Source organism: Pseudoxanthomonas beigongshangi (assembly GCF_016820515.1).
In the GTDB taxonomy this organism is placed as follows: Bacteria; Pseudomonadota; Gammaproteobacteria; order Xanthomonadales; family Xanthomonadaceae; genus Pseudoxanthomonas_A; species Pseudoxanthomonas_A beigongshangi.
This window is the reverse complement of sequence record NZ_JADHDV010000001.1, coordinates 118,780-141,264: the sequence shown is the minus strand read 5'-3', so window position 1 is coordinate 141,264 and position 22,485 is coordinate 118,780. Positions and strand designations below refer to the sequence as shown.

The window sequence follows — 22,485 nt, the reverse complement described above, 5'->3', positions numbered from 1 at the left end:
AGGACATGATCAAGGCATTCGGCAAGAAGGCGGGACTGTTCGCTGCGGCGACGGCACTCCTGCTGGTGGCATTCACGGCGTTTGCGCAGCGCGCCGACGGCAACATCAACGGCGACGCGTCGCCCGGCGACAAGGTGTACGTCGCCAATACCGGCACCGGCCTCAAGCGCGAGACCATGGCCGATGAAGACGGCAAGTACCGGTTTCGCTCGCTCCCGTTGGGCACCTATGAGGTGAAGATTGTCCGTGGCGAGGAGAACGTCCTCAATGCCACGGTCACCCTGCGTCCGGGCGGTACCGCGCGGCCGCCGACCCCGAAGGCCGGCGACGCCGCGACCGGGGCGGATCCCGCGCCGTCACCGGCACCGTCCGCCGGCAATTGAGTTCCACTCGCTTCGCCAGGAAGGCCCCGCATCGCGGGGCCTTTTCTTTTGGGCATGGATCAGGCCGTTGACCGGTAGAATTGCCCGATTGGAACAACCCGCAGACCGACGCAACCGATGAGCGACACCATCCGCACCTCCTTCCACGGCTTCGAACAGATCCCCCTGCGCGAGTACGCCGAACGCGCCTACCTGGACTACTCGATGTACGTGGTGCTGGACCGCGCCCTGCCCTTCATCGGCGATGGCCTCAAGCCGGTGCAGCGCCGGATCATCTATTCGATGAGTGAACAGGGGCTCAGCGCCGCCTCCAAGCCGAAGAAGTCCGCGCGCACCGTCGGCGATGTCATTGGCAAGTACCACCCGCACGGCGACAGCGCCTGCTACGAGGCGATGGTGCTGATGGCGCAGCCGTTCTCGTACCGCTATCCGCTGATCGAGGGCCAGGGCAACTTCGGTTCGCCCGACGATCCCAAGTCGTTCGCGGCCATGCGCTACACCGAGGCCAAGCTGACCCCGATCGCCGAAGTGCTGCTGGGCGAGCTTGGCCAGGGCACGGTGGACTGGACGCCCAACTTCGACGGCACCCTGGAAGAGCCGACCTGGATGCCGGCGCGCTTGCCGCACCTGCTGCTCAACGGCACCACCGGCATCGCCGTGGGCATGGCCACCGACGTGCCGCCGCACAACCTCAACGAGATCGTCAGCGCGTGCATCCGCCTGATCGATGATCCGGACGCCACTGTCGCCGACCTGTGCGAACACGTGCATGGCCCGGACTATCCCACCACCGCGGAGATCATCACGCCGCTGTCGGATCTCCGGGCGATGTATGAAACCGGCAACGGCAGCGTGCGCGCCCGCGCCACCTACGCCAGGGAAAACGGCAACCTGGTCATCAACGCCCTGCCCTACCAGGTCTCGCCCTCGAAGGTGATCGAACAGATCGCCACCCAGATGCGCGCCAAGAAGCTGCCCTGGCTGGAGGACATCCGCGACGAATCCGATCACGCCAACCCGGTGCGGGTGGTGCTGATTCCGCGTTCCAACCGGGTCGACGTCGAACAGTTGATGGGCCATCTGTTCGCCACCACCGACCTGGAAAAGAGCTACCGGGTCAACCTCAACATCATCGGCCTGGACGGGCGTCCGCAGGTCAAGAACCTGAAGATGCTGCTGACCGAATGGCTCAGCTTCCGCTACGAAACCGTCACCCGCCGGCTCAAGCACCGGCTGGAGAAGGTCGATCGCCGCCTGCACCTGTTGGAAGGCTTGTTGATCGCGTTCCTCAACCTGGACGAGGTCATCCGCATCATCCGCACCGAGGATGAGCCCAAGCCCGCGCTGATTGCGCGGTTCAAGCTGACCGAGGATCAGGCCGACTACATCCTCGACACCAAGCTGCGCCAGCTGGCGCGGCTGGAGGAAATGAAAATCCGCGGCGAGCAGGACGAACTGGCCGCCGAACGCGAAAAGCTGCAGTCCATCCTGGAATCCAAGGCCAAGCTCAAGAAGCTGATCAAGGACGAGCTGACCGCCGACGCCAAGAAGTTCGGCGACGCCCGTCGCTCGCCGCTGGTGCAGCGCGATGCCGCGCAGGCGCTGGACGAAACCGATCTGGTGGCCGCCGAGCCGATGACCGTGGTGCTGTCGGAGAAGGGCTGGATCCGCGCGGCCAAGGGCCATGAAGTCGACGCCGCCGGACTGTCCTACCGCGAAGGCGACAGCCTGCTGGCGGCGGTGCGTTCGCGCAGCACCCAGCAGGTGGCGTTCCTGGATTCGGAAGGCCGCAGCTACTCCACCGCCGTGCACACCCTGCCTTCCGCGCGCGGCAACGGTGAACCACTGACGGGCCGATTCTCGCCGGCCGCAGGCGCCTCGTTCCAGGCCCTGGCCAGTGGCGACAACGACACCCGGCTGGTGCTGGCGTCCTCGCATGGCTACGGCTTCGTCACCCGCTTCGAGAACCTGACCGGCCGCCAGAAGGCCGGCAAGGCGATGTTCAACCTGACCACCGGCGCGCGCGTGCTGCAACCGGCCCCGATCGCCAATCCGGACACCGACCGCATCGTCGCGGTGACCACCGCCGGCCACCTGCTGGCGTTCCCGATCAGCGAGCTGCCGGAACTGGACAAGGGCAAGGGCAACAAGATCATCGACATCCCCAAGGCCAAGCTCGGCACCGAACGGGTGGTCGCGATCGCCGCCGTGTCTCCGGGCAACACCCTGCAGGTACGCAGCGGACAGCGCACGATGTCGCTGTCGTTCAAGGATCTGGACGCCTACCTCGGCGCGCGCGCGACCCGTGGCGGCCTGCTGCCGCGCGGCTGGCAGAAGGTCGACGGGCTCGGGGTGGAGTGATGCAGCCGGAGTTCTGGCTGGAACGCTGGCGCGAGGGCCGCATCGGCTTCCATCGGGAAGAGGTGATGCCGCTGCTGGTCCAGCACTGGCCGGCGCTGGCGGTGCCCGCCGGCGGGCGGGTGTTCGTGCCGCTGGCGGGAAAGACGCTGGACATGATCTGGCTGGCCGCGCAGGGCCATCCGGTGCTGGGCGCCGAACTGTCGCCGCTCGCCGTGCGGCAGTTCTTCGAGGAAAACGACCTGCGTCCGCGGGTCACCGACACGCCGGCCGGTCGCCTGCACGCGGTCGATGGCATCGAGCTGATGCTCGGCGACGTGTTCGCGCTGGACGCCGCCACCCTGGCGACATGCGAGGCCGTCTACGATCGCGCCGCGTTGATCGCGCTGCCGCCGGAACTGCGCGCACGCTACGCCAACGAGGTCTACGGCCGGCTGCCCGCGGGCTGCTGCGGCCTGCTGATCACGCTGGAATATCCGCAACCGGAAAAGAACGGCCCGCCGTTCTCGGTCGACGAAGCCGAAGTCCAGCGCCTGTTCGCGAATCGCTGGGACATCGAGCGGCTGGAGCGCCGCGACATCCTCGCCAGCGAGGCCAGCTTCCGCGCCGAGGGCGTCACCGCCCTGCACACGGCGCTCTACCGGCTGCGAAAGCGCGCCTGAAAAAAAACACCCCGGCGTCGCCGCCGGGGAGCTTCATCTTCCAGCGAAGTCACTCGGCCGAGGATTTCTGCGCGAGTCGCGCGGTCAGGTAGTTTTCCAGTCCGATGCGCTTGATCAGGCCCAACTGCTGTTCCAGCCAGTGCGCGTGATCCTCCTCGGTATCCTTCAGCTGGGTCTGCAGGATCTCGCGGCTGACGAAGTCGCCGTGCCGTTCGCACAGCGCCACGCCCTTGGCGAGATTGGCGCGGACCTCGTACTCCACTTCCAGATCCCGCTGCAGCATTTCCTCGACCGTGCGCCCTGAAGTGAACGGCGTCGGGCTCATGTCCGGATCGCCCTCCAGGAACAGGATCCGCCGCAGCAACGCGTCGGCATGCTCGGTCTCCTCCTGCATCTCGTGGTCGATGCGTTCGTAGAGCGCGATCAGTCCCATGTCCTCGTAACGACGGGAATGGATGAAGTACTGGTCACGCGCAGACAGCTCGCCACGCAGCAACTGCTTGAGGTAATCGACAACTTCGGGATGGCCTTTCATGGGTTCAACTCCTTGCAACTGCCGCGCATGATGCCCGAAGCCGGGCGCCGGTGTTCTAATCGGAATCAGTCGCACTCGCAGCCGCTTTCGCGGCCCTCACAGGGCCGCGTTGTGCACCCCCGCCACCGCCCGGCCGGACGGATCGGCGGCCGCCGCGAAACTGGCGTCCCAGGCAATCGCCGCCGGCGAGGAGCACGCAATCGACTTGCCGCCCGGCACCGTCTCGGCGCAGGCCTGGCCGGGGTAGAAGCGCTCGAACAGGCTACGGTAGTAATAGGCTTCCTTGGTCCGGGGCGGGTTGATCGGGAAGCGCTTGTCCGCCGCCGCCAGTTCGCGGTCGCTGACCTGGGCCTCGGCATGCGCCTTCAGGCCATCGATCCAGCCGTAGCCGACGCCATCGCTGAACTGCTCCTTCTGCCGCCACAGGATCGAATCCGGCAGGTAACCCTCGAACGCCTCGCGCAACACCGCCTTCTCGATCCGGCCCTTTCCGGCCATCTTGTACTGCGCGTCCATCCGCATCGCCACGTCGAGGAATTCGACGTCGAGGAACGGCACGCGCGGCTCCACGCCCCAGGCCATCATCGACTTGTTGGCGCGCAGGCAGTCGTAGTTGTAGAGCGCATCCAGCTTGCGCACCAGCTCCTCATGGAACTCGCGTGCGTTCGGCGCCTTGTGGAAGTACAGGTAGCCGCCGAAGATTTCGTCCGAGCCCTCGCCCGACAGCACCATCTTCACGCCCATCGCCTTGATCCGGCGCGCGAGCAGGAACATCGGGGTGGAAGCGCGGATGGTGGTGACGTCGTAGGTCTCGATGTGGCGGATCACTTCAGGCAGCGCGTCCAGGCCTTCCTCGAAGGTGTACTCGAATCCGTGGTGGACGGTGCCCAGCGCCTGCGCGGCAACCTCCGCGGCGGCCAGATCCGGGGAACCCTTCAAGCCGATCGCGAAGGAATGCAGACGCGGCCACCAGGCTTCGGAAGTGTCATCGTCCTCCACCCGGCGCCGCGCGAAACGCGCGGCCACCGCCGCGACCAGCGAGGAATCCAGGCCGCCGGACAACAGCACGCCGTACGGCACGTCGGTCATCAGCTGGCGATGCACGGCGCGCTCGAACGCCTCGCGCAGCTCCTCGCGGGTGACTTCCACGCCCTGCACTGCGTCGTAGCTGCGCCAGGCCTTGCCGTAGTACGGCTTCAGTTCGCCGCTGGCGCTGTCGTAGTAATGCCCCGGCGGGAACTGCGCGACGTCCGCGCACAGATCCGCCAGTGCCTTCATCTCCGAGGCCACGCACAGGCGGCCTTCGCGATCGTGTCCCCAGTACAACGGGCACACGCCGATCGGGTCGCGTGCGATCAGGAAACGGCGCGCGGCCACGTCCCACAGCGCGAACGCGAAGATGCCGTTGAGGCGGTTGAGGAACGACTCCGGGGTGTCTTCGCGGTACAGCGCGTTGATCACTTCGCAGTCCGAACCGGTCTGGAACGCGTAGGGCTGGCGCAGTTCCTTCTTCAGCTCGCGGTGGTTGTAGATCTCGCCGTTCACCGCCAGCACCAGGCCGCCGTCGGCCGAGCGCAGCGGCTGCGAACCGCCGGCGGGATCGACGATCGCCAGGCGCTCGTGGACGAGGATGGCGCCGTCGTCCAGATGCACGCCGCTCCAGTCCGGGCCGCGATGGCGCTGCCGCTGGGAAAGTTCCAGCGCCTGCCGGCGCAGGACGGTGGCGTCGTCACCGGCCTGCAGGCCGAAAATGCCGAAGATGGAACACATGGGGAAACTCCTGGGAAATGGGGTTGGGAGAGGAAGGGCTGGCGAAGGGCGAAAAAAAAACCCGCATCTCGCGATGCGGGTTTTCTGTGTCCGGCTGGTACTTCTATGCCTAGTCGCAGACCCGCAGCGTCCACGCACGATTATTCGCACGCGCATTGTTGCGGCGGTTCGAATTGTTCGCGGCGGCGGTGGCGAGACGAAGCATGGAAGCGACCCTAACCGGTCCCGGCGGGGCTTGGCAAGTACCGGGCGCGTTCCTCGTCATGGTTTCAGCCGCAACCATTCCCGGACCACTCAGGCGGCCGGCAGCAGGAGCCGCTCCAGCAATCGCTGGTAGAGGCCAGGAAGCGCTTCCAGCTCCGCCACCACGATGTTCTCGTCAACCTTGTGGATACTGGCGTTGACCGGGCCGATCTCGATGCACTCGGCCCCGAGCGGGGCGATGAAACGCGCGTCGGAGGTACCGCCCGCCGTACTCTCTTCCGGTGGCGCGCCCGAGAACTCGGCCAGCACCTGGCGCGCGGTGGCGCGCAGATGGCCTTCCGGGGTGTAGAACGGCTCGCCGCCGCGGTGCCAGTGGATGGCGTAGTCCAGTTCGTGCCGGCGCAGCACCGACTCGATCTCCTCTTCCAGGCGCGCGGCGGTCCAGCTGGGATTGAAGCGCAGGTTGAACACCAGCTTCAGCTCGCCCGGAATGACGTTGCTGGCGCCAGTGCCGGCGTTGATGTTGGAAATCTGCAGGCTGGTCGGTGGAAAGGTCTCGTAGCCATCGTCCCAGACCCGCGCGGCGAGTTCGGCGAGCGCCGGCAGCGCCTTGTGGATCGGATTGAGCGCCTTGTGCGGATAGGCCACATGGCCCTGCACCCCGCGCACGCTCAGGGTGCCAGTGAGCGTGCCGCGACGGCCGACGCGCAGCAGGTCGCCCAGCACCTCCTTGGAGGAAGGCTCGCCGGTGATGCACCAGTCGATGCGCTGGCCGCGCTCGCGGAAGGTTTCGGCCACCAGCTTCACGCCATCCAGGGCGTCGCCCTCCTCGTCCGAGGTCACCAGCAGCGCGACCGTGCCGGGATGATCCGGATGCGCGTCGACGAAGCGCTCCAGCGCGATGGTGCAGGCGGCGACACTGCATTTCATGTCGGCCGCGCCGCGCCCGTACAGCACGCCGTCGCGCAACGTCGGGATGAAGGGATCGCTGGTCCAGGCGTCCAGCGGGCCGGGCGGAACCACATCGGTATGGCCGAGCAGCACCAGCACCGGCGCACCGCTGCCGTGGGTGGCCCAGAGATTTTCGACATCGCCGAAGCGCAGGGATTCGCAACGGAATCCGGCGGCGGTCAGGCGCGTGGCCAACACTTGCTGGCAGCCCGCGTCATCGGGAGTCACCGAATGGCGACGGATCAGTTCGCTGGAAAGCTCGACGACATCGCTCACTTGCCGACTCCGAACAGCTTCTTGAAGCCATTGTCACTGAAGCCCTGTGAAAACACGGTTTCACCGCCTTCCTCCCGTACGACCACGGGCCGGCGGATCAACTGCGGGTATTCCTTGAGCAGCAGTTTCCATTCCGCTTCGGAACCGGGCGACTTGCGATTCTCCGGCAACTGCCGCCAGGTGGTGGAGGACTTGTTGATCAGCGCGTCCCAGCCCCCGGCGTGATCGGCCCAGTCCTTCAGCACCTCGGGCGCCTGCCGGTTGTCGCGGTAGTCGATGAAGGCATGGGCGACTTCGAAGCGATCAAGCCACTTGGTGGCCTTCTTGCAGGTGTCGCAGTTCTTGAGTCCGTAGATCGTCGTGGTCATGCTCGAATCCTTTTTCACGGCCACGCGTCCCGCGATGGATCCCGCGTGTCCGTGCGCAACGTCATGCCGATGGGCGCCTTCGCGTCCACCGGCTCGGGAAAAATCAGTCGGCCAGCCCGCGCAGCAGTTCGTTGACGCTGGTCTTGCTGCGGGTCTTCTCGTCGACCTGCTTGACGATCACCGCGCAATACAGCGAGTGCGAACCGTCGGCGGCCGGCAGCGAACCGGATACCACCACGCTGCCCGGCGGCACATAGCCGTAGGTGATTTCCTTGGTCATGCGGTTGTAGATGCGGGTCGACTGGCCCAGGAACACGCCCATGCCGATCACGCTGTGATGGCCGACCACCACGCCTTCCACGACTTCCGAGCGCGCGCCGATGAAGCAGTGGTCCTCGATAATCGTCGGCGAGGCCTGCAGCGGCTCCAGCACGCCGCCGATGCCGGCGCCGCCGGACAGGTGGCAATGCTTGCCGACCTGCGCGCAGGAACCGACCGTGGCCCAGGTATCGACCATGGTGCCCTCGCCCACATAGGCGCCGATATTGACGAAGCTCGGCATCAGCACCACGTCCTTGCCGAAGTGGCTGCCGCGGCGGGCGATCGCGCCCGGCACCACGCGCACGCCCAGCTTGCGGAAATCGGCTTCGTCGAACGCGCCGAAGCGCGCTTCTACCTTGTCCCAGAACGGCGCGGGATAGGCTTCGACCAGTTCCATCTCGTTGACCCGGAAATACAGCAGCACCGCTTTCTTCAGCCACTCGTTGACCTTCCAGCCGCCCTTGCCGTCCGGTTCGGCCACGCGCAGCTTGCCGCTTTCCAGGCCGTCGATGGCGCGCTCGACCGCGGCGCGGGTGGAGCCCTCGATCTCGACGGTGGTCAGTTCGGCGCGGCGTTCGAACGCGCTCTCGATGGTCGACTTCAGTTCTTCAACGGCGGTGGCTTTCTTCGGGCTCATCAATCCGGGTTCCTTGGGGGAGTGTTCGTCAATGGGTTTCGAGCCCCGCGCGCAATGCGTCGCGCAGGGCCTGTTGCTGTTCTTCCGACGCCAGCGGCATGTCGCCTTCGTCGGTGATCTGGAAGATGTCTTCGGCGCGTTCACCGAAGGTCGCGATGCGGGCGTCATGCACCCGCAGGCGTTGCGCGCGCAGCACCTGGGCCACGTCCGACAGCAGGCCCGGGCGATCCGGCGCGATCAGGCTGAGCACGGTGCGTCGGCCATCCGGCGTGCGCCCGAACTCGATGCGCGGCGCGAAGCGAAAATGGCGGAGCTGGCGCGGCAACGCGCGCCGCGAGGTGCGCACCTTGTCCAGCGCGCCGGCCAAGGCGACGCTCAGGCCATGCTCGACGTCGGCCGGATCGCGGGTGGCGTAGCTGTCGGCGGGCAGCACCTCGAAGGTATCGAACACCGTGCCCTGCGGCCCCACCAGCACCCGCGCCTGGTGGATGGCGTAGCCCATGCGATCGAGGGTGGACAGGATCGCGGCGAACAGGCCATCGCGATCAGGCGAATGCACGAATACTTCCATCGCGTTGGCGTCCTCGGCGATCAGCCGCGCACGCACGCGCGTCTCGCCCGGTCCCACGCCTCGCAACGCCTCGGCCTGCCAGGCCAGTTGCTCCGGGCGGAAGCGCAGGAAGCTCTCCTCCGGCATCGCCGCGAACAGCGCGTCGGCGTCCACGTCCCCGATGGCGTGCAGGCGCAGCAGCACCCGCACCGATTCGCGCGCCTCGGCCAGCCGCGCGTCGACGTCGACCGGATGTTCCAGACCCTCGCGCAGCACCCGGCGGGTGGCGAAGTAGAGATCCGCCAGCAGCCGATCCTTCCAGGCATTCCACAGCTTGGGGCTGGTGCCGGCGATGTCGGCGCAGGTCAGCAGGTACAGGTAATCGAGCCGCTCGCGATCGCCAATCAGGCGGGCGAAAGCGTGGATGACGTCCGGATCGGAAATGTCCTGCTTCTGCGCGGTCACCGACATCCGCAGGTGCTGTTCCACCAGCCAGGCCACCAGATCGGTGTCGGAGGCGCTCAGGCCATGCGCGGCGCAGAACTCCCGCGCATCGACCGCCCCGAGTTCGGAATGATCGCCGCCGCGGCCCTTGGCGATGTCGTGGAACAGGCCGCCCAGCAGCAGCAGTTCCGGCTTGCGCAGGCGCGGCCAGACCTCATGGGCGATGGAGAAGCGTTCGTCCGCGCGGCCGGAAGAGAACGTGGCCAGGTTCTTCAACACCATCAGGGTGTGCTGGTCCACGGTGTAGACATGGAACAGATCGAACTGCATGCGCCCGGACACCCGGGCGAACGCGGGCAGCCACTGGCCCAGCGCGCCCAACCGCGCCATCCGGGTCAACGTTTCCACTGCGCGCGGCCCGCGCAGCAGGCCCATGAAGGCATCGCGCTGGGCGCCCGTCGCAGCCGGATACGCGGTCAATTTCGGCAATGACTCGGCCAGCGCGCGCGCGGTGAGCGAATGCAGTCCGCGCACCTGCGGCTGCGCGGCCCACATCGCGAACAGGGCAAATACCTGCGACACGTCATCCTGTGGCCAGGCCGGATCCCGCGCGGCCAGGTAGCCGCGGCGCAGCGCGAACGCGTCGTCCAGCGGCTCCGGCAACGCCTCGCCGTCGAACTGTTCCTCGAACCGCTGCAGCAGCCGATCGCTGATGCGACGGACAATCGCGGCGCTGCGGTAGAAGCCCTGCATCATCTTCTCGACGCCCAGGTTCTCGGCGTCGTCGACGAAGCCCAGGCGGTGCGCGAGCGCTTTCTGGAAATCGAAGCGCAGGCGTTCCTCGGGACGACCGGCGATCAGGTGCAGGCCGTAGCGCAGGCGGCCCAGCGCGCGGCGCTCGCGTGCCAGCGCGGCCGCCTCGTCGGGTCCCAACTGGCCCATGCCGACCAGCGGTTCCAGATCCCGCACGCCGAAGGTACGCAGCGCCATCCAGCCCAGCGTGTGCAGATCGCGCAGACCACCCGGGCCATCCTTGATGTTCGGTTCCAGGTTTTCGGAGGTGTCGCCGAAACGCGCATGGCGGGCACTCATTTCCTCGCGCTTGGCGAGGAAGAAATCGCGCGCGGGCCAGACCCTTGCCGCCGACACCGCATCGATCAGGCGCGCCTCGTCGACCGGTTCGGCCACCACCGGCCGCGCCTCGATGAGCGCGGTCAGCACGGTCTGGTCGGCGGCGGCCTCGGTGCACTCGACGGCCGAACGCACCGCATGGCTGATCGGCAGGCCGGCATCCCACAGCAGCGCGAAGAAACGCGCCAGCGCCTCGTGGTATCGCGCCTGCGCCGGCGCTTCGGCCAGCACCAGCAGGTCCACGTCCGACTGCGGGAACAGTTCACCACGGCCGTAGCCGCCTACCGCGAACAACGCCATCAGGCTGTCGGCGGGGACGCAGCGCTGCCAGGCGTCCCGCAGCAGGTGATCCACGCCGCGCGCGCGCAGCGCGAGGATCCGGTCCATGCCGTCGCCGTGGTCGAAGCGCTTGCCCAGCCGCGCGTCGTTGTGGCCGAGCGCGGCGCGGGCGGCGGCCGACCAGGCCGCGTCATCCGCGATTCCCGGGCCGATCCCGGTCAGCCGCGGCAATGAATCAGTCGCGGCCTGGGGACTGCTCACAGGTCGTTGTCGTCGCCCGGCAGGCGGGTCAGGATCTCGACGCCGTCCTCGGTCACCGCCACGGTGTGCTCCCATTGCGCCGAGAGCTTGCGGTCCTTGGTGACCACGGTCCAGCCATCGGGCAGCACCTTGGAGAAGCGGGTGCCCTCGTTGATCATCGGCTCGATGGTGAAGGTCATGCCCGGCTTCAGCACCACGCCATCACCCGGGCGGCCGTAATGCAGCACCTGCGGCTCGTCGTGGTAGACCTTGCCGATGCCATGGCCGCAGTACTCGCGCACCACGCTGAAGCGCTCTGCCTCGGCGAACTGCTGGATGGCGTGGCCGATGTCGCCCAGGGTCGCGCCCGGACGGACCGCCCTGATGCCGCGGAACATCGCCTCGCGGGTGGTGTCCACCAGCCGCTTCGCCATCACCGAAGGGGTGCCGACGAAGTACATGCGGCTGGTGTCGCCATGCCAGCCATCCTTGATGACGGTCACGTCGATGTTCAGGATGTCGCCGTCCTTCAGCACCTTGCCCTCGCTGGGCATGCCGTGGCAGATGACGTTGTTGACCGAGGTGCACACCGTGGACGGGAACGGAATCCGCCCGTGGCCGCCGCCGTAGCCGATGTTGGCCGGGATGGCTTTCTGCACGTTGACGATATGATCGTGGCAGATGCGGTCCAGTTCGGCGGTGGTCACGCCCGGCTTCACGTGCGGCGCGACGATTTGCAGGACCTCGGCGGCCAGCCGGCCGGCGACGCGCATCTGCTCGAGTTCTTCGGGGGTCTTGAGGGTGATGGCCATGGCCGGGATTATCGCCGATTTCGCCCCCCTTTGAGCGCCCGGCAAGGGGTTTGTTGCCGGCAACTCATTGTTCCCGCTATACTTCCGAAGCTTGGCCGGACCCGTCCGTCCAGGCTGCCCACGCCGGGCGTCACCGGCGAATCCACACCTGCTGCCAACCTCCGTGCCGGGGTGCCTGAAAACTCCTTTGGGATCACTCCCTTAGGGTCGAAGGTTCGGACACGGAAGCCGCAGGGAGGCCCAACCCCGGAACCCTGCCCTCGCGGGCAACCGCCATCCCATTCCCGGCGGCCGGTTCCACGTTCATGGAGTTCAAGCAATGCCCCAAGTCACCATGCGCCAGATGCTGGAAGCCGGCGTCCATTTCGGCCACCAGACCCGCTACTGGAATCCCAAGATGGCGCCGTACATCTTCGGTGCCCGCGGCAAGATCCACATCATCAACCTCGAGAAGACCGTTCCGCTGTTCAACGACGCGATGAACTTCCTCTCGGGCGTGGCCCAGAAGCGCGGCACCGTGCTGTTCGTCGGCACCAAGCGCAGCGCGCGCGAAGCCATCAAGGAAGAAGCCGAGCGCTGCGGCATGCCGTACATGACCCAGCGCTGGCTGGGCGGCACCCTGACCAACTTCGCCACCGTGAAGAAGTCGGTCGCCCGCCTGAAGGAACTGGAAGCCGCCGAAACCGATGGCACCTTCGAGAAGCTGGTCAAGCACGAAGTGCTGGGCCTGCGCCGCGAGCGCGACAAGCTGGAAGCCTCGCTGGGCGGCATCAAGGACATGAACCGCCTGCCGGACGCCCTGTTCGTCATCGACATCGGCCATGAAGACATCGCCATCAAGGAAGCCAAGAAGCTCGGCATCCCGGTGATCGCGGTGGTCGACTCGAACTACGACCCGGCCCTGGTCGACTACGCCATCCCCGGCAACGACGACGCCATCCGCGCCGTGCAGCTGTACGCCCGCGCCGCCGCCGACGCCGTGCTGGAAGGCAAGGCCGCTTCGCCGAACGCCGCGACCGTCCGCGAGGAAGAGTTCGTGGAATCGGACGAGGAAGGCAAGGGCCGCCGCGCCCCGGCCAAGAAGGCTGGCAAGAAGGCCGACGAAGCCGCCGCTGCCGAGTAATCGCGCTGCAATGCCGCCGCGCCACAGTGCGCGGCGGCATCCGATGCCTGCAGGCGGGCCATGGCCCGCCTTGTTCAATCCGTCGGCGGGCTCCCTGCCCGCCCAACGAAATCCGAAATCTGAGGTAATCCCGTGGAAATCACCGCTTCCCTGGTCAAGGAACTGCGCGAGCGCACCGGCGCCGGCATGATGGAGTGCAAGAAGGCGCTCACCGAGAACAACGGCGACATCGACGTGGCCGCCGAATGGCTGCGCAAGTCCGGCCTGGCCAAGGCCGACAAGAAGGCCGGCCGCGTGGCCGCCGAAGGCCGCATCGCGGTCGCCCAGGACGGCGGCAAGGCCGTGCTGGTGGAAATCAACTCCGAAACCGACTTCGTCGCCAAGGACGGTAACTTCGTCGGCTTCACCGACACCGTCGCCCAGGTCGCCCTGGCCTCCGGCGCCGCCGATGTCGAAGCCCTGAAGACCGCCAAGTTCCCGTCCGGTGAAACCGTCGAGGAAGCCCGCGCCGCCGTCATCTCCAAGGTCGGCGAGAACGTGCAGGTCCGTCGCCTGGTCCGCGCCGACAGCAGCAACAACGTCGCGGCCTACGTACACGGCGGCCGCATCGGCGTGCTGATCGAGGTCAAGGGCGGCGACGCCGAACTGGCCCGCGGCCTGGCGATGCACGTGGCGGCGATGAACCCGCCGTACATCAAGGCGTCCGACGTGCCGGCCGACTTCGTCGCCAAGGAAAAGGAAATCGAGCTGGCCAAGATGTCCGACAAGGACAAGGCCAAGCCGGCCGAGATCCTGGAGAAGATCATCAGCGGCAAGATCGCCAAGATCGTCAACGAGGTCACCCTGTACGGCCAGCCGTACGTGCTGGACACCAACCAGACCGTCGAGGCGGTGCTGAAGGCCGCCGGCGCCGAAGTCGTCAGCAGCCAGCGCCTGGCCGTGGGCGAAGGCATCGAGAAGGTGGTCGAAGACTACGCCGCCGAAGTGATGAAGCAGGCCGGCCTGGCCTGATTTCCTTCTCGGAAGGAATCGGAAAAGCCGCGGGAAACCGCGGCTTTTTCGTTTTTCAGAACTACGTTCGAGACCGCTTCCAGCCGCGCTTTCGCCGTTCGTCGGCGGGATTTCGCGGACCGCTAAACTTCCGCGCGTGCCGGCCGATAGCGAGGCGAGGGTGGCAGGAACGCCGCCGCCATACGACAAGGTCCAGCCGCGCGCGATGCGAGCCGAATTCGAAGCCAAGCTATCTTGCTGCCGCGATCTGCCCTCTCCGCCGGGGGTGGCACTGCGGATCCTCGCGCTTGCGCGGGATCCCGACGTCGTGATGGCCACCGCGGCCGACACCATCGGCCTGGACGCGGCGCTGACAGCCCGCATGCTGCGCATAGCCAACTCGCCGCTCTACGCCAGCCGCCGGCGGGTGGAGAACCTGAGCCAGGCACTCACCCTGCTGGGTCTCAATGCCACCCTGACCCTCGCGCTCGGTTTCTCGCTCGCTTCGGGAATGCGCTCGCGTCACCATGCCGACGCGCAATGCGAAGAGAAGGTCTGGCGGCGCAGCGTGATCGCCGCGCTCGCCAGCCGCCTGCTGGGCGAACGGACCGGCCAGCGCCGGCTCGAAGAGCTGATGCTCGCGGGGTTGCTGCAGGAAATCGGCATCCTCGGCCTGCTGCAACTGGATCGCAAAACCTATGCGCCGCTGTTGGCGGCCAGCCCGGACAACGCCAGCCTGCTGGAACGCGAGCGCGAACAGTTCGGCTGCGATCACGCCGAAGTCGGGCACTGGATGGCCCGCCACTGGAACCTGCCCCCGCTGCTGCAGGACGCCATCGGATCCAGCGAGTCGAAACGCGTCCCCACGCCTTTTGACGCCTGCGTGGCCGTTTCCGGCTTCCTCGCGGATCTGTGGATCGAGGAGGACGCCGACGCCGCTCGCCTGCGCGCCATCGATGCCGCGCACAGTCACCTGTCGCTGGACGTGGTCGCCGTGGATGGCGTCATCGAGCAGATTGGCAAGATGCTGCCCGAAATCGCCACCATGTTCGAAGTGCGCATCACCCAGCCGCGCCGCATCGCCGCGCTCCTGCAGGAGGCGCGCGAACTGCTGGTGCTGCGGAACCTGCGCGAGATCCAGGACGCCGCGCGCGCGCGCAAGGACGCGGACGAATTCGAACATCGTGCCCGGCGCCTGGCCGAGGAGGCGCGGCGGGATCCGCTTACCGGCGTCTACAACCGCGCCCAGCTGGAAAGCGTGCTGGAGAAGGAATTCGAAACCTCCTCGCGGCACGGCTGGCCCCTGTCCATCGCCTTCGTCGACCTGGACGATTTCAAGAAGATCAACGACGGCTGGGGCCATCTGGTCGGCGACCAGGTGCTGCGCAGCTTCGCCTCCACCCTGCAGCAGCATCTGCGCGGCAGCGACATCGTCGCCCGCTATGGCGGCGAGGAATTCCTGATTGTCCTGCCCGGCACCGACGAGCGCGCGGCGCTGGGCGTGATGCGCCGGATCCTAGCCGAGGTCGGGCAGGCGCCGATGACCCGGGTGGATGGACGCCCCCTGCACGTGACCTTCTCCGCCGGACTGGCCACGCATGGCGCGCTGGAACAGTTCGCCCACGTCGATCAGCTGCTGCAGGCCGCCGACGAGGCCCTGTATGGCGCCAAGCGCGAGGGGCGCAACCGGGTCGTGGCCGGGCTCGTCGAGGAATGAACCGCGCGCGACCGTGCCGGCTCCCGGCACGCGCGATCGCGCGATTGCGCCTGACGGCCCCGCTCGGCTCGGCTAGAATTGCGGCGTTTGCCCCTTCGCCGAGAGCCCCCATGACCGCACCCCTCGCCTATCGCCGCATCCTGCTCAAACTTTCCGGCGAGGCGCTGATGGGGTCCGAGGACTACGGCATCGACCCGGTCGTGATCGGGCGGATCGCACGTGAAATCATCGAGGCCCGCGACGCGGGCGCCGAAATCGGCCTGGTCATCGGCGGCGGCAACATCTTCCGCGGCGCCGGCCTGGCCGCCGGCGGCATGGATCGGGTGACCGGCGACCAGATGGGCATGCTGGCCACCGTGATCAACGCGCTGGCGATGCAGGACGCCCTGGAAAAACTGGGCGCCAAGGTCCGGGTGATGAGCGCGATCAAGATCAACGACGTGTGCGAGGACTACATCCGCCGCCGCGCCGTCCGCCACCTGGAAAAGGGCCGCATCGCGATCTTCGCCGCCGGCACCGGCAATCCGTTCTTCACCACCGATTCCGGCGCCGCGCTGCGCGCGATCGAGATCGGCGCGGATCTGCTGCTGAAGGCCACCAAGGTCGATGGCGTCTACGACAAGGATCCGAGCAAGCACGCCGACGCCCAGCGCTACGAACAGCTGACCTACGACGAGGTCATCGCCCGCGATCTGCAGGTGATGGATACCGCCGCGTTCGCGCTCTGCCGCGACAGCGATGTGCCGCTGCGCATCTACGACCTGTCGGTCCCCGGCAACCTGATGCGCATCCTGCGCGGCGAAAACATCGGCACCCTGGTGAAGGGCCGGGGCTGAGCTGCCCGTCCCATCCCGAATCCCGAATCCCCTTGCTGTAATAGTGTCCGCGGCATCCACGCGGCACCCTGTGCGGCATGGGACATTCACACGGCTCGCACGGCCACTCGCACGGTTCGGCCACCCGCACCTTCGCGCTGGTCACCCTGATCAACCTGGCCTACACCGCCCTGGAGGCGGGCTACGGCTTCTACACCAATTCGCTGGCGCTCCTGTCCGACGCCCTGCACAACCTGGGCGATGTCCTCGGACTCGGCCTGGCCTGGGCGGCGGCGGCGCTGGCGCGCCGTCCCCCGACCAGCAGCCACACCTACGGATGGCGCCGCGCCACCCTGCTTTCCCCGCTCGCCAACTCGGTCCTGCTGATGGTGTTCTCCGGCGCGCTGGGCTGGGAGGCGATCCGCCGCTTCAGCGCGCCTCCGGCGATTCCCGCCACCCCGGTGATCGTGGTCGCCGCCATCGGCATCGCCATCAATTTGGGCGCCGCCTGGCTGGTCCGGGATGGCCACGCGCATGACCTGAACAAGCGTGGCGCCTTCCTGCACCTGATGGCGGACGCGGCGGTCTCGCTCGCGGCGGTGGTCGCCGGCCTGGGCATGCTGGCGTTCGGCTGGGCCTGGCTCGACCCGCTGACCGCCCTGCTGATCGGCGTGGTCATCGCAATCGGCACCTTCGGCCTGCTGCGCGACAGCTTCAATGCGGCCATGGACGCGGTCCCGCCCAGCATCGACCAGGCCCAGGTCCAGGCCTTCCTGGCCGGCCAGCCCGGCGTGCAGGCGGTCCATCACCTGCACATCTGGCCGCTGGGTGCCGGCGAAATCGCCCTCACCGCGCACCTGGTGCGGCCGGAGGGCGAGGATCACGACGCCTTCATCGATGCCACCCTGCACGCGCTGGACCACCGGTTCGGTATCAACCACGCGACCCTGCAGATCGAGCGCGGCAGCCAGTGCGGGCACGACCTGCACGATGCCGCGCCGCACCATTCGCATTGAGCCCAGCCCGGCCCCGGGGCCGGAACGTCCGCAAAGGTGCCAGGAACGCCTATAATCGGGCGTTTAAGAATTGCCACGGAACCGCTGATGCTCAACGACATCAAGAAAGACGCGCAGGCGCGCATGACCAAGAGCATCGACGCCTTGCGTCACACTCTGGTCAAGGTGCGTACCGGCCGCGCCTCCACCGCCCTGGTCGAACACCTGAAGGTCAACTACTACGGTTCCGATGTGCCGCTGAGCCAGGTCGCCACCGTCGCCGTCTCCGACGCGCGCTCGCTGACCATCACCCCGTGGGAAAAGCAGATCGTCGGCGCGGTCGAGAAGGCCATCCTGGCCTCCGACCTGGGCCTGACCCCGAACACCGCCGGCACCACCATCCGCCTCAACCTGCCCGCGCTCACCGAGGAGCGCCGCCGCGAACTGTCCAAGGTCGTGCATGGCGAAGGCGAGGACACCAAGGTCGCGATCCGCAACATCCGCCGTGACGCCAACCAGCAGGTCAAGGATCTGCTGAAGGACAAGCAGATCACCGAGGACGAGGAGCGTCGCGCGGAAGAAGAGATCCAGAAGCTGACCGACAAGTCGATCAAGGACGTGGACGACGTGGTCAAGGCCAAGGAACAGGAATTGATGGCGGTCTGAGGACTGCCATGTCCACCGCCAGACCCGGTATTCCACGTCATCTGGCCGTCATCATGGACGGCAACGGACGCTGGGCGGAACGCCGCCGGCGTCCGCGCGTGATCGGCCATCGCGCCGGCGCCCGCGCGGTGAACGTGTGCATCGACTTCTGCCTGGAGCGCGGGATCGAGGCGCTGACCCTGTTCGCCTTCTCCAGCGAGAACTGGGGCCGGCCGGAGGAAGAGGTCGGCGCGCTGATGAAGCTGTTCCTCAACGCGCTGGACCGCGAAGTCGACGAACTCGACCGGCGCGGCGTGCGGGTGCGTTTCATCGGCGAGCGCGGACGCTTCCCGCCGGCGATCCGGCAACGCATGGAAGCCGCCGAGGCGCAAACCGGCGTCAATGCCCGGCTGACCCTGGTCATCGCCGCCAGCTACGGCGGCCGCCAGGACATCGCCCAGGCCGCACGCGCGCTGGCCACCGAGGTCGCGGCCGGCCGGCTGCGGCCCGAGGACATCGACGAGGCGGCGATGGGCCGCTGCGTCGCGCTGGCCGATCTGCCGCCGCCGGATCTGTTCATCCGCACCGGCGGCGACCATCGGGTCAGCAACTTCCTGCTGTGGCAACTGGCCTATACCGAACTCTGGTTCACCGAACAGCTGTGGCCGGACATGGACGCGGCGACCCTGCAACGCGCGCTGGACGACTATGCCGGCCGCGAGCGCCGCTTCGGCCTGACCAGCGCCCAGATCGCGCAGAGCGCGACGGAGAACACTTCCGCATGAGCAATCCCGGCGGCACCAAGGTCCGCGTGATCGCGGCATTGACTATGGCGCCGATCGCCATCGCGGCGATCCTACTGCTGTCCACGCCCTGGCTGTCGGCGCTGGCCGCGCTGGTGTTCCTGGTCGGCCTGTGGGAATGGTTCAAGCTGGCGGAAATCGACGACACCCTGCCGCGCACGCTGCTGCTGCTCGCCAACCTGCTGCTGATGGTGCTGCTGGTCTGGGCTTCGGCCGGCTCGCCGGACCTGGTCCCGTTGCGGCTGGTCTCCCTGCTGGGCGTGTTCTGGTGGGTGCTGGCGCTGCTGTGGTTGCGCTTCTTCGATTTCGCCTCGGATCACGAGACCTGGGCCCGCGGTTTCAAGCTGGCCGCCGGAACCCTGGCGATCGTGCCGGCCTGGTGCGCGCTCTGCCTGATCCATGCCGGCCAGCCCTACGGCCATCGCTGGCTGTTCGTGGCCCTGGCGATCGTCTGGGCCGCCGACAGCGGCGCCTACTTCGCCGGCCGCCATTTCGGCGGCCGCCTGTTCAGCCGCAAGCTGGCGCCCCGCATCAGTCCCAACAAGACCATCGAGGGCGTGTTCGGCGGCATCGTGGCCGGCCTGCTGGTCGCCGCGGCCGGCACGTTCTTTGCCGGTGCCGGCCTGGTCGAGCTGCCCTACGTGCTGATCGTCTCGGTGGCGACCGTGCTGTTCTCGGTGGTGGGCGACCTGTTCGAAAGCCTGCTCAAGCGCCACGTCGGCGCCAAGGACTCCGGCGACGTCATCCCGGGCCATGGCGGCGTGCTCGACCGTGTCGACGGCGTGCTGGCCGCGCTGCCGATTTTCGCGCTGGGCAAGGAACTGTTCGGGTTCTGACATGGCAACCGGCAGCACGCTCCAGCGGGTGGCGGTGTTTGGCGCCACCGGTTCCATCGGCGCCTCGGCGCTGGACGTGATCGCGCGCCACCCGCAGCGCCTGCAGGCGACGGTGCTGGCCGCCGGCAGCCAGGTGGAAGCGCTGCTCGAACTGTGCCAGCGCCACCAGCCGCGCCATGCGGTCATCGCCCGCGATGATCTTTATCCCGCCCTGCACGACGGCCTGCGCGAACGCGGGCTGGCCACCGAGGCCCACGCCGGCATGGCCGCGCTGGATCGCCTGGCTGCCGACGGGGAATGCGACACCGTGGTGGCCGCCATCGTCGGCGCGGCCGGCCTTTCCTCGACCCTGGCCGCCGCGCGCGCGGGCAAGCGCCTGCTGCTGGCGAACAAGGAGTCGCTGGTCCTGGCCGGCGAACTGATGACCCGCGCCTGCGACGCCGCCGGCGCCGAAATCATTCCCATCGACAGCGAGCACAACGCCATCTTCCAGTGCCTGCGTTCACGCCAGGCTAAGGACGACGTTCGCCGCATCGTGCTGACCGCTTCCGGCGGGCCGTTCCGCGGCCGTGGCCGTGCCGAGCTGGCCGGGGTCACGCCGGCGCAGGCGGTCGCGCACCCGAAGTGGTCGATGGGACCGAAAATCTCGGTCGACTCGGCGACCCTGATGAACAAGGGCCTGGAACTGATCGAGGCGCATCACCTGTTCGGCCTGTCCGGGGGCCGGCTGGGCGTGCTGGTCCATCCGCAGAGCCTGGTGCACTCGCTGGTGGAATTCGTGGATGGCTCCACCCTCGCGCAACTGGGCCTGCCGGACATGCGGACCGCGCTGGCGGTGGGCCTGGGCTGGCCGGATCGGATCGACTCGGGCGTCGCCGGCCTGGATTTGCTGGCCCACGGACGGCTGGACTTCGAGGCCCCTGATACCGACGCCTTCCCTTGCCTGCGGCTGGCCTGCGAAGCGCTGGATGCCGGCGGCACCGCACCCGCGGTCCTGAACGCGGCCAACGAAGTGGCCGTTTCAGCCTTTCTTCAGGGCAAAATCCGTTTCCTATCCATTCCCGCGCTGGTCGAGGAAGCCCTCGCCGCGCTGCCTGCCGCGCCCGCGGATTCACTGGAGGCGCTGCTGGAAGCCGATGCACGGGCCCGACGCATCACCGAAACCACCATCGCAGGTCGTGCCGCCCGTGCTTGAGTGCCCTTTCACAACCCGTGAGCGGTTCCGATGAGCGAGGTGCTGGGTTCCCTGCTGTGGATGATCGTCGCCATCGGCGTGCTGGTCACGTTCCATGAGTTCGGCCACTACTGGGTGGCCCGTCGTTGTGGGGTCAAGGTACTGCGCTTTTCGGTCGGTTTCGGCCGCCCGCTATGGTCGCGCCGGAACCGCCACGGCACCGAGTTCGCGATCGCCGCCATCCCGCTGGGCGGTTACGTGAAGATGCTGGACGAGGCTGAAGGCGACGTCTCCATCGCCGAACAGCCCCAGGCCTTCAACCGCAAGCCGGTCCTGCAACGGATCGCCATCGTCGCGGCCGGTCCGATCGCCAACCTGGTGCTGTGCGTGGCCCTGCTCTGGGCGATGTTCGTCATCGGCCGTCCGGACTATTCCGCCACCCTGGGACCGACCACCGGTATTGCCGCCGAAGCCGGCCTGCACGGCGGCGACCGTATCGAGGCGGTCGACGACCGGACCATCAACACGTGGATGGAAGCGCTGCAGACCCTGACCATGGCGGCGATGGACGGCCGCGATGCGCGGTTGCGGGTCATCGACGCCGATGGCAACGAGCAGGACCGGACCCTGGCCCTGTCCAGACTGCCGGTCGGCTTCAATCAGGAAAACGTGGGAGGCGCCGCCGGACTCTCCTGGCGCCACCTGCTGCTGCCGGCGACCGTCACCGCGATCAAGCCCGGCAGCGCCGCGGACGGCGTGCTCAAGCCTGGCGACACCATCACCGCGGTGGATGGCCAACCCGTGCACCAGTTTGGCGACCTTTATCCGCTGGTCGACCAGTTGGGCCAGCGCGGCGGCGCGGCCATGATCGAGGTCGACCGCGAGGGTGCGCGGCATGCCTTCGAACTGCAACCCCGGCAAATCCGGGATCCGGAAACCGGCAAGGTGACCTGGGCGCTGGGCCTGGAGCCCCCCAAGTCGCTGCCACCGGCCGAGTACGACGCCCTCCAGCAGTTCGGCCCCCTCGCCGCCGTCCCGGCGGCCCTGCGCGAGACCGGCAAGATGACCGCCGATTCGCTGGGGATGATCCGGCGCATGCTGACCGGGCACGCCTCGGTCAAGAACGTGTCCGGCCCCATCACCATCGCCCGGGTCGCCAACAACACCGCCAAGCGGGGCGTGGCCTGGTTTCTCTACTTCCTGGCGCTGGTGTCGCTGAGCCTGGCCATCCTTAACCTGCTGCCCATCCCCGTCTTGGACGGCGGACACCTGCTGTATTACCTTATTGAGTTGGTCAAGGGCAGTCCGTTGAGCGAACGCAGCATGGTGACCGGGCAGTACATCGGCCTGGCCCTGCTGGCGGGCCTGATGGGTCTGGCGTTCTACAACGACATCCTCCGTCTGGTGACTTGATGCTTTTGAACTTTTTTGTGCCGGTCTGCTCAAAGCCCGCCAGCCCCCAGCAT

General features: G+C 67.5%; 20 protein-coding genes. 13 read left to right on the top strand and 7 right to left on the bottom strand.

Translation table 11 applies throughout. From position 1 onward, the window contains the following. Nucleotides 1-5: 5 nt before the first annotated feature. From IQ458_RS00605 to IQ458_RS00595, 3 genes are all read left to right on the top strand, one after another. On the top strand, nucleotides 6-383 hold the full coding sequence (locus IQ458_RS00605) for a carboxypeptidase-like regulatory domain-containing protein (protein WP_203321592.1): 378 nt from the start codon (nucleotides 6-8) through the stop codon (nucleotides 381-383). A 117-nt stretch (nucleotides 384-500) separates the two neighbouring features. Continuing rightward, entirely contained in the window at nucleotides 501-2,744 is a 2,244-nt protein-coding gene (parC, locus tag IQ458_RS00600; RefSeq protein ID WP_203321591.1) for a DNA topoisomerase IV subunit A, read from the top strand. Continuing rightward, the gene (locus tag IQ458_RS00595) at nucleotides 2,744-3,403 is read left to right on the top strand and encodes a thiopurine S-methyltransferase (protein ID WP_203321590.1); all 660 of its coding nucleotides are present in this window, start codon (nucleotides 2,744-2,746) and stop codon (nucleotides 3,401-3,403) included. The genes parC and IQ458_RS00595 overlap by 1 nt, the downstream gene beginning before the upstream one ends. 49 nt (nucleotides 3,404-3,452) lie before the next feature. Here IQ458_RS00595 and bfr read toward each other — a convergent pair whose 3' ends face one another. The 7 genes from bfr to map all read right to left on the bottom strand — a co-directional run bounded on the left by bfr (nucleotide 3,453) and on the right by map (nucleotide 11,921). After that, the gene (gene bfr / locus IQ458_RS00590; protein WP_192197544.1) at nucleotides 3,453-3,938 is read right to left on the bottom strand and encodes a bacterioferritin; all 486 of its coding nucleotides are present in this window, start codon (nucleotides 3,936-3,938) and stop codon (nucleotides 3,453-3,455) included. Between the two features lie 96 nt (nucleotides 3,939-4,034). Continuing rightward, nucleotides 4,035-5,708: an asparagine synthase B gene (gene asnB, locus IQ458_RS00585; protein ID WP_203321589.1), complete on the bottom strand. Its 1,674-nt coding sequence runs from the start codon at nucleotides 5,706-5,708 to the stop codon at nucleotides 4,035-4,037. Nucleotides 5,709-6,002: 294 nt separating this feature from the next. Next, a complete protein-coding gene (dapE, locus tag IQ458_RS00580; protein WP_203321588.1) occupies nucleotides 6,003-7,139 on the bottom strand; it encodes a succinyl-diaminopimelate desuccinylase in 1,137 nt (378 codons plus the stop codon). Continuing rightward, entirely contained in the window at nucleotides 7,136-7,507 is a 372-nt protein-coding gene (locus tag IQ458_RS00575) for a Spx/MgsR family RNA polymerase-binding regulatory protein (RefSeq protein ID WP_203321587.1), read from the bottom strand. The genes dapE and IQ458_RS00575 overlap by 4 nt, the downstream gene beginning before the upstream one ends. 103 nt (nucleotides 7,508-7,610) lie before the next feature. Then, nucleotides 7,611-8,465, bottom strand: coding sequence for a 2,3,4,5-tetrahydropyridine-2,6-dicarboxylate N-succinyltransferase (gene dapD, locus IQ458_RS00570; protein ID WP_141453549.1), 855 nt, complete (start codon nucleotides 8,463-8,465; stop codon nucleotides 7,611-7,613). Between the two features lie 28 nt (nucleotides 8,466-8,493). After that, nucleotides 8,494-11,100, bottom strand: a complete 2,607-nt coding sequence (gene glnD / locus IQ458_RS00565; protein WP_484573271.1) for a [protein-PII] uridylyltransferase — start codon at nucleotides 11,098-11,100, stop codon at nucleotides 8,494-8,496. 26 nt (nucleotides 11,101-11,126) lie between these two features. Then, a complete protein-coding gene (gene map, locus IQ458_RS00560; protein WP_141453551.1) occupies nucleotides 11,127-11,921 on the bottom strand; it encodes a type I methionyl aminopeptidase in 795 nt (264 codons plus the stop codon). Nucleotides 11,922-12,240: 319 nt separating this feature from the next. Here map and rpsB point away from each other — a divergent pair, with 319 nt between their 5' ends. From rpsB to rseP, 10 genes are all read left to right on the top strand, one after another. After that, nucleotides 12,241-13,044 carry a 30S ribosomal protein S2 gene (gene rpsB / locus IQ458_RS00555; protein ID WP_183643140.1) on the top strand — a complete coding sequence of 268 codons (804 nt, stop codon included), beginning with the start codon at nucleotides 12,241-12,243 and terminating at the stop codon, nucleotides 13,042-13,044. A gap of 132 nt (nucleotides 13,045-13,176) precedes the next feature. After that, entirely contained in the window at nucleotides 13,177-14,055 is an 879-nt protein-coding gene (gene tsf / locus IQ458_RS00550; RefSeq protein ID WP_183643143.1) for a translation elongation factor Ts, read from the top strand. 205 nt (nucleotides 14,056-14,260) lie between these two features. Continuing rightward, a complete protein-coding gene (locus IQ458_RS00545; RefSeq protein WP_203321585.1) occupies nucleotides 14,261-15,751 on the top strand; it encodes a sensor domain-containing diguanylate cyclase in 1,491 nt (496 codons plus the stop codon). A 110-nt stretch (nucleotides 15,752-15,861) separates the two neighbouring features. Beyond that, nucleotides 15,862-16,587 carry a UMP kinase gene (pyrH, locus tag IQ458_RS00540; RefSeq protein ID WP_183643147.1) on the top strand — a complete coding sequence of 242 codons (726 nt, stop codon included), beginning with the start codon at nucleotides 15,862-15,864 and terminating at the stop codon, nucleotides 16,585-16,587. Nucleotides 16,588-16,664: 77 nt separating this feature from the next. Next, entirely contained in the window at nucleotides 16,665-17,582 is a 918-nt protein-coding gene (locus tag IQ458_RS00535; RefSeq protein ID WP_183643150.1) for a cation diffusion facilitator family transporter, read from the top strand. Between the two features lie 87 nt (nucleotides 17,583-17,669). Continuing rightward, nucleotides 17,670-18,227 (top strand): ribosome recycling factor, encoded by a 558-nt coding sequence (frr, locus tag IQ458_RS00530; protein ID WP_183643153.1) that lies wholly within the window; start codon nucleotides 17,670-17,672, stop codon nucleotides 18,225-18,227. 8 nt (nucleotides 18,228-18,235) lie between these two features. Continuing rightward, nucleotides 18,236-18,991 carry a polyprenyl diphosphate synthase gene (gene uppS, locus IQ458_RS00525; RefSeq protein WP_203321584.1) on the top strand — a complete coding sequence of 252 codons (756 nt, stop codon included), beginning with the start codon at nucleotides 18,236-18,238 and terminating at the stop codon, nucleotides 18,989-18,991. Continuing rightward, entirely contained in the window at nucleotides 18,988-19,845 is an 858-nt protein-coding gene (locus IQ458_RS00520; RefSeq protein ID WP_183643159.1) for a phosphatidate cytidylyltransferase, read from the top strand. Before uppS ends, IQ458_RS00520 begins: the two co-directional genes overlap by 4 nt. A gap of 1 nt (nucleotide 19,846) precedes the next feature. Next, the gene (gene dxr / locus IQ458_RS00515; protein ID WP_203321583.1) at nucleotides 19,847-21,040 is read left to right on the top strand and encodes a 1-deoxy-D-xylulose-5-phosphate reductoisomerase; all 1,194 of its coding nucleotides are present in this window, start codon (nucleotides 19,847-19,849) and stop codon (nucleotides 21,038-21,040) included. Nucleotides 21,041-21,070: 30 nt separating this feature from the next. Beyond that, nucleotides 21,071-22,432, top strand: coding sequence for an RIP metalloprotease RseP (rseP, locus tag IQ458_RS00510; RefSeq protein WP_203321582.1), 1,362 nt, complete (start codon nucleotides 21,071-21,073; stop codon nucleotides 22,430-22,432). The last annotated feature ends 53 nt before the right edge of the window (nucleotides 22,433-22,485 follow it).

What these genes read in the sequence shown, in the direction of transcription:
- pyrH (WP_183643147.1), top strand. Translation starts at nt 15,862, where the DNA reads ATGACCGCACCCCTCGCCTATCGCCGCATCCTGCTCAAACTTTCCGGC.
- parC (WP_203321591.1), top strand. Translation starts at nt 501, where the DNA reads ATGAGCGACACCATCCGCACCTCCTTCCACGGCTTCGAACAGATCCCC.
- bfr (WP_192197544.1), bottom strand. Translation starts at nt 3,938, where the DNA reads ATGAAAGGCCATCCCGAAGTTGTCGATTACCTCAAGCAGTTGCTGCGT.
- rseP (WP_203321582.1), top strand. Translation starts at nt 21,071, where the DNA reads ATGAGCGAGGTGCTGGGTTCCCTGCTGTGGATGATCGTCGCCATCGGC.
- asnB (WP_203321589.1), bottom strand. Translation starts at nt 5,708, where the DNA reads ATGTGTTCCATCTTCGGCATTTTCGGCCTGCAGGCCGGTGACGACGCC.
- map (WP_141453551.1), bottom strand. Translation starts at nt 11,921, where the DNA reads ATGGCCATCACCCTCAAGACCCCCGAAGAACTCGAGCAGATGCGCGTC.
- uppS (WP_203321584.1), top strand. Translation starts at nt 18,236, where the DNA reads ATGTCCACCGCCAGACCCGGTATTCCACGTCATCTGGCCGTCATCATG.
- IQ458_RS00605 (WP_203321592.1), top strand. Translation starts at nt 6, where the DNA reads ATGATCAAGGCATTCGGCAAGAAGGCGGGACTGTTCGCTGCGGCGACG.
- rpsB (WP_183643140.1), top strand. Translation starts at nt 12,241, where the DNA reads ATGCCCCAAGTCACCATGCGCCAGATGCTGGAAGCCGGCGTCCATTTC.
- IQ458_RS00575 (WP_203321587.1), bottom strand. Translation starts at nt 7,507, where the DNA reads ATGACCACGACGATCTACGGACTCAAGAACTGCGACACCTGCAAGAAG.
- IQ458_RS00595 (WP_203321590.1), top strand. Translation starts at nt 2,744, where the DNA reads ATGCAGCCGGAGTTCTGGCTGGAACGCTGGCGCGAGGGCCGCATCGGC.
- dxr (WP_203321583.1), top strand. Translation starts at nt 19,847, where the DNA reads ATGGCAACCGGCAGCACGCTCCAGCGGGTGGCGGTGTTTGGCGCCACC.
- IQ458_RS00545 (WP_203321585.1), top strand. Translation starts at nt 14,261, where the DNA reads ATGCGAGCCGAATTCGAAGCCAAGCTATCTTGCTGCCGCGATCTGCCC.
- frr (WP_183643153.1), top strand. Translation starts at nt 17,670, where the DNA reads ATGCTCAACGACATCAAGAAAGACGCGCAGGCGCGCATGACCAAGAGC.
- dapD (WP_141453549.1), bottom strand. Translation starts at nt 8,465, where the DNA reads ATGAGCCCGAAGAAAGCCACCGCCGTTGAAGAACTGAAGTCGACCATC.
- IQ458_RS00520 (WP_183643159.1), top strand. Translation starts at nt 18,988, where the DNA reads ATGAGCAATCCCGGCGGCACCAAGGTCCGCGTGATCGCGGCATTGACT.
- IQ458_RS00535 (WP_183643150.1), top strand. Translation starts at nt 16,665, where the DNA reads ATGGGACATTCACACGGCTCGCACGGCCACTCGCACGGTTCGGCCACC.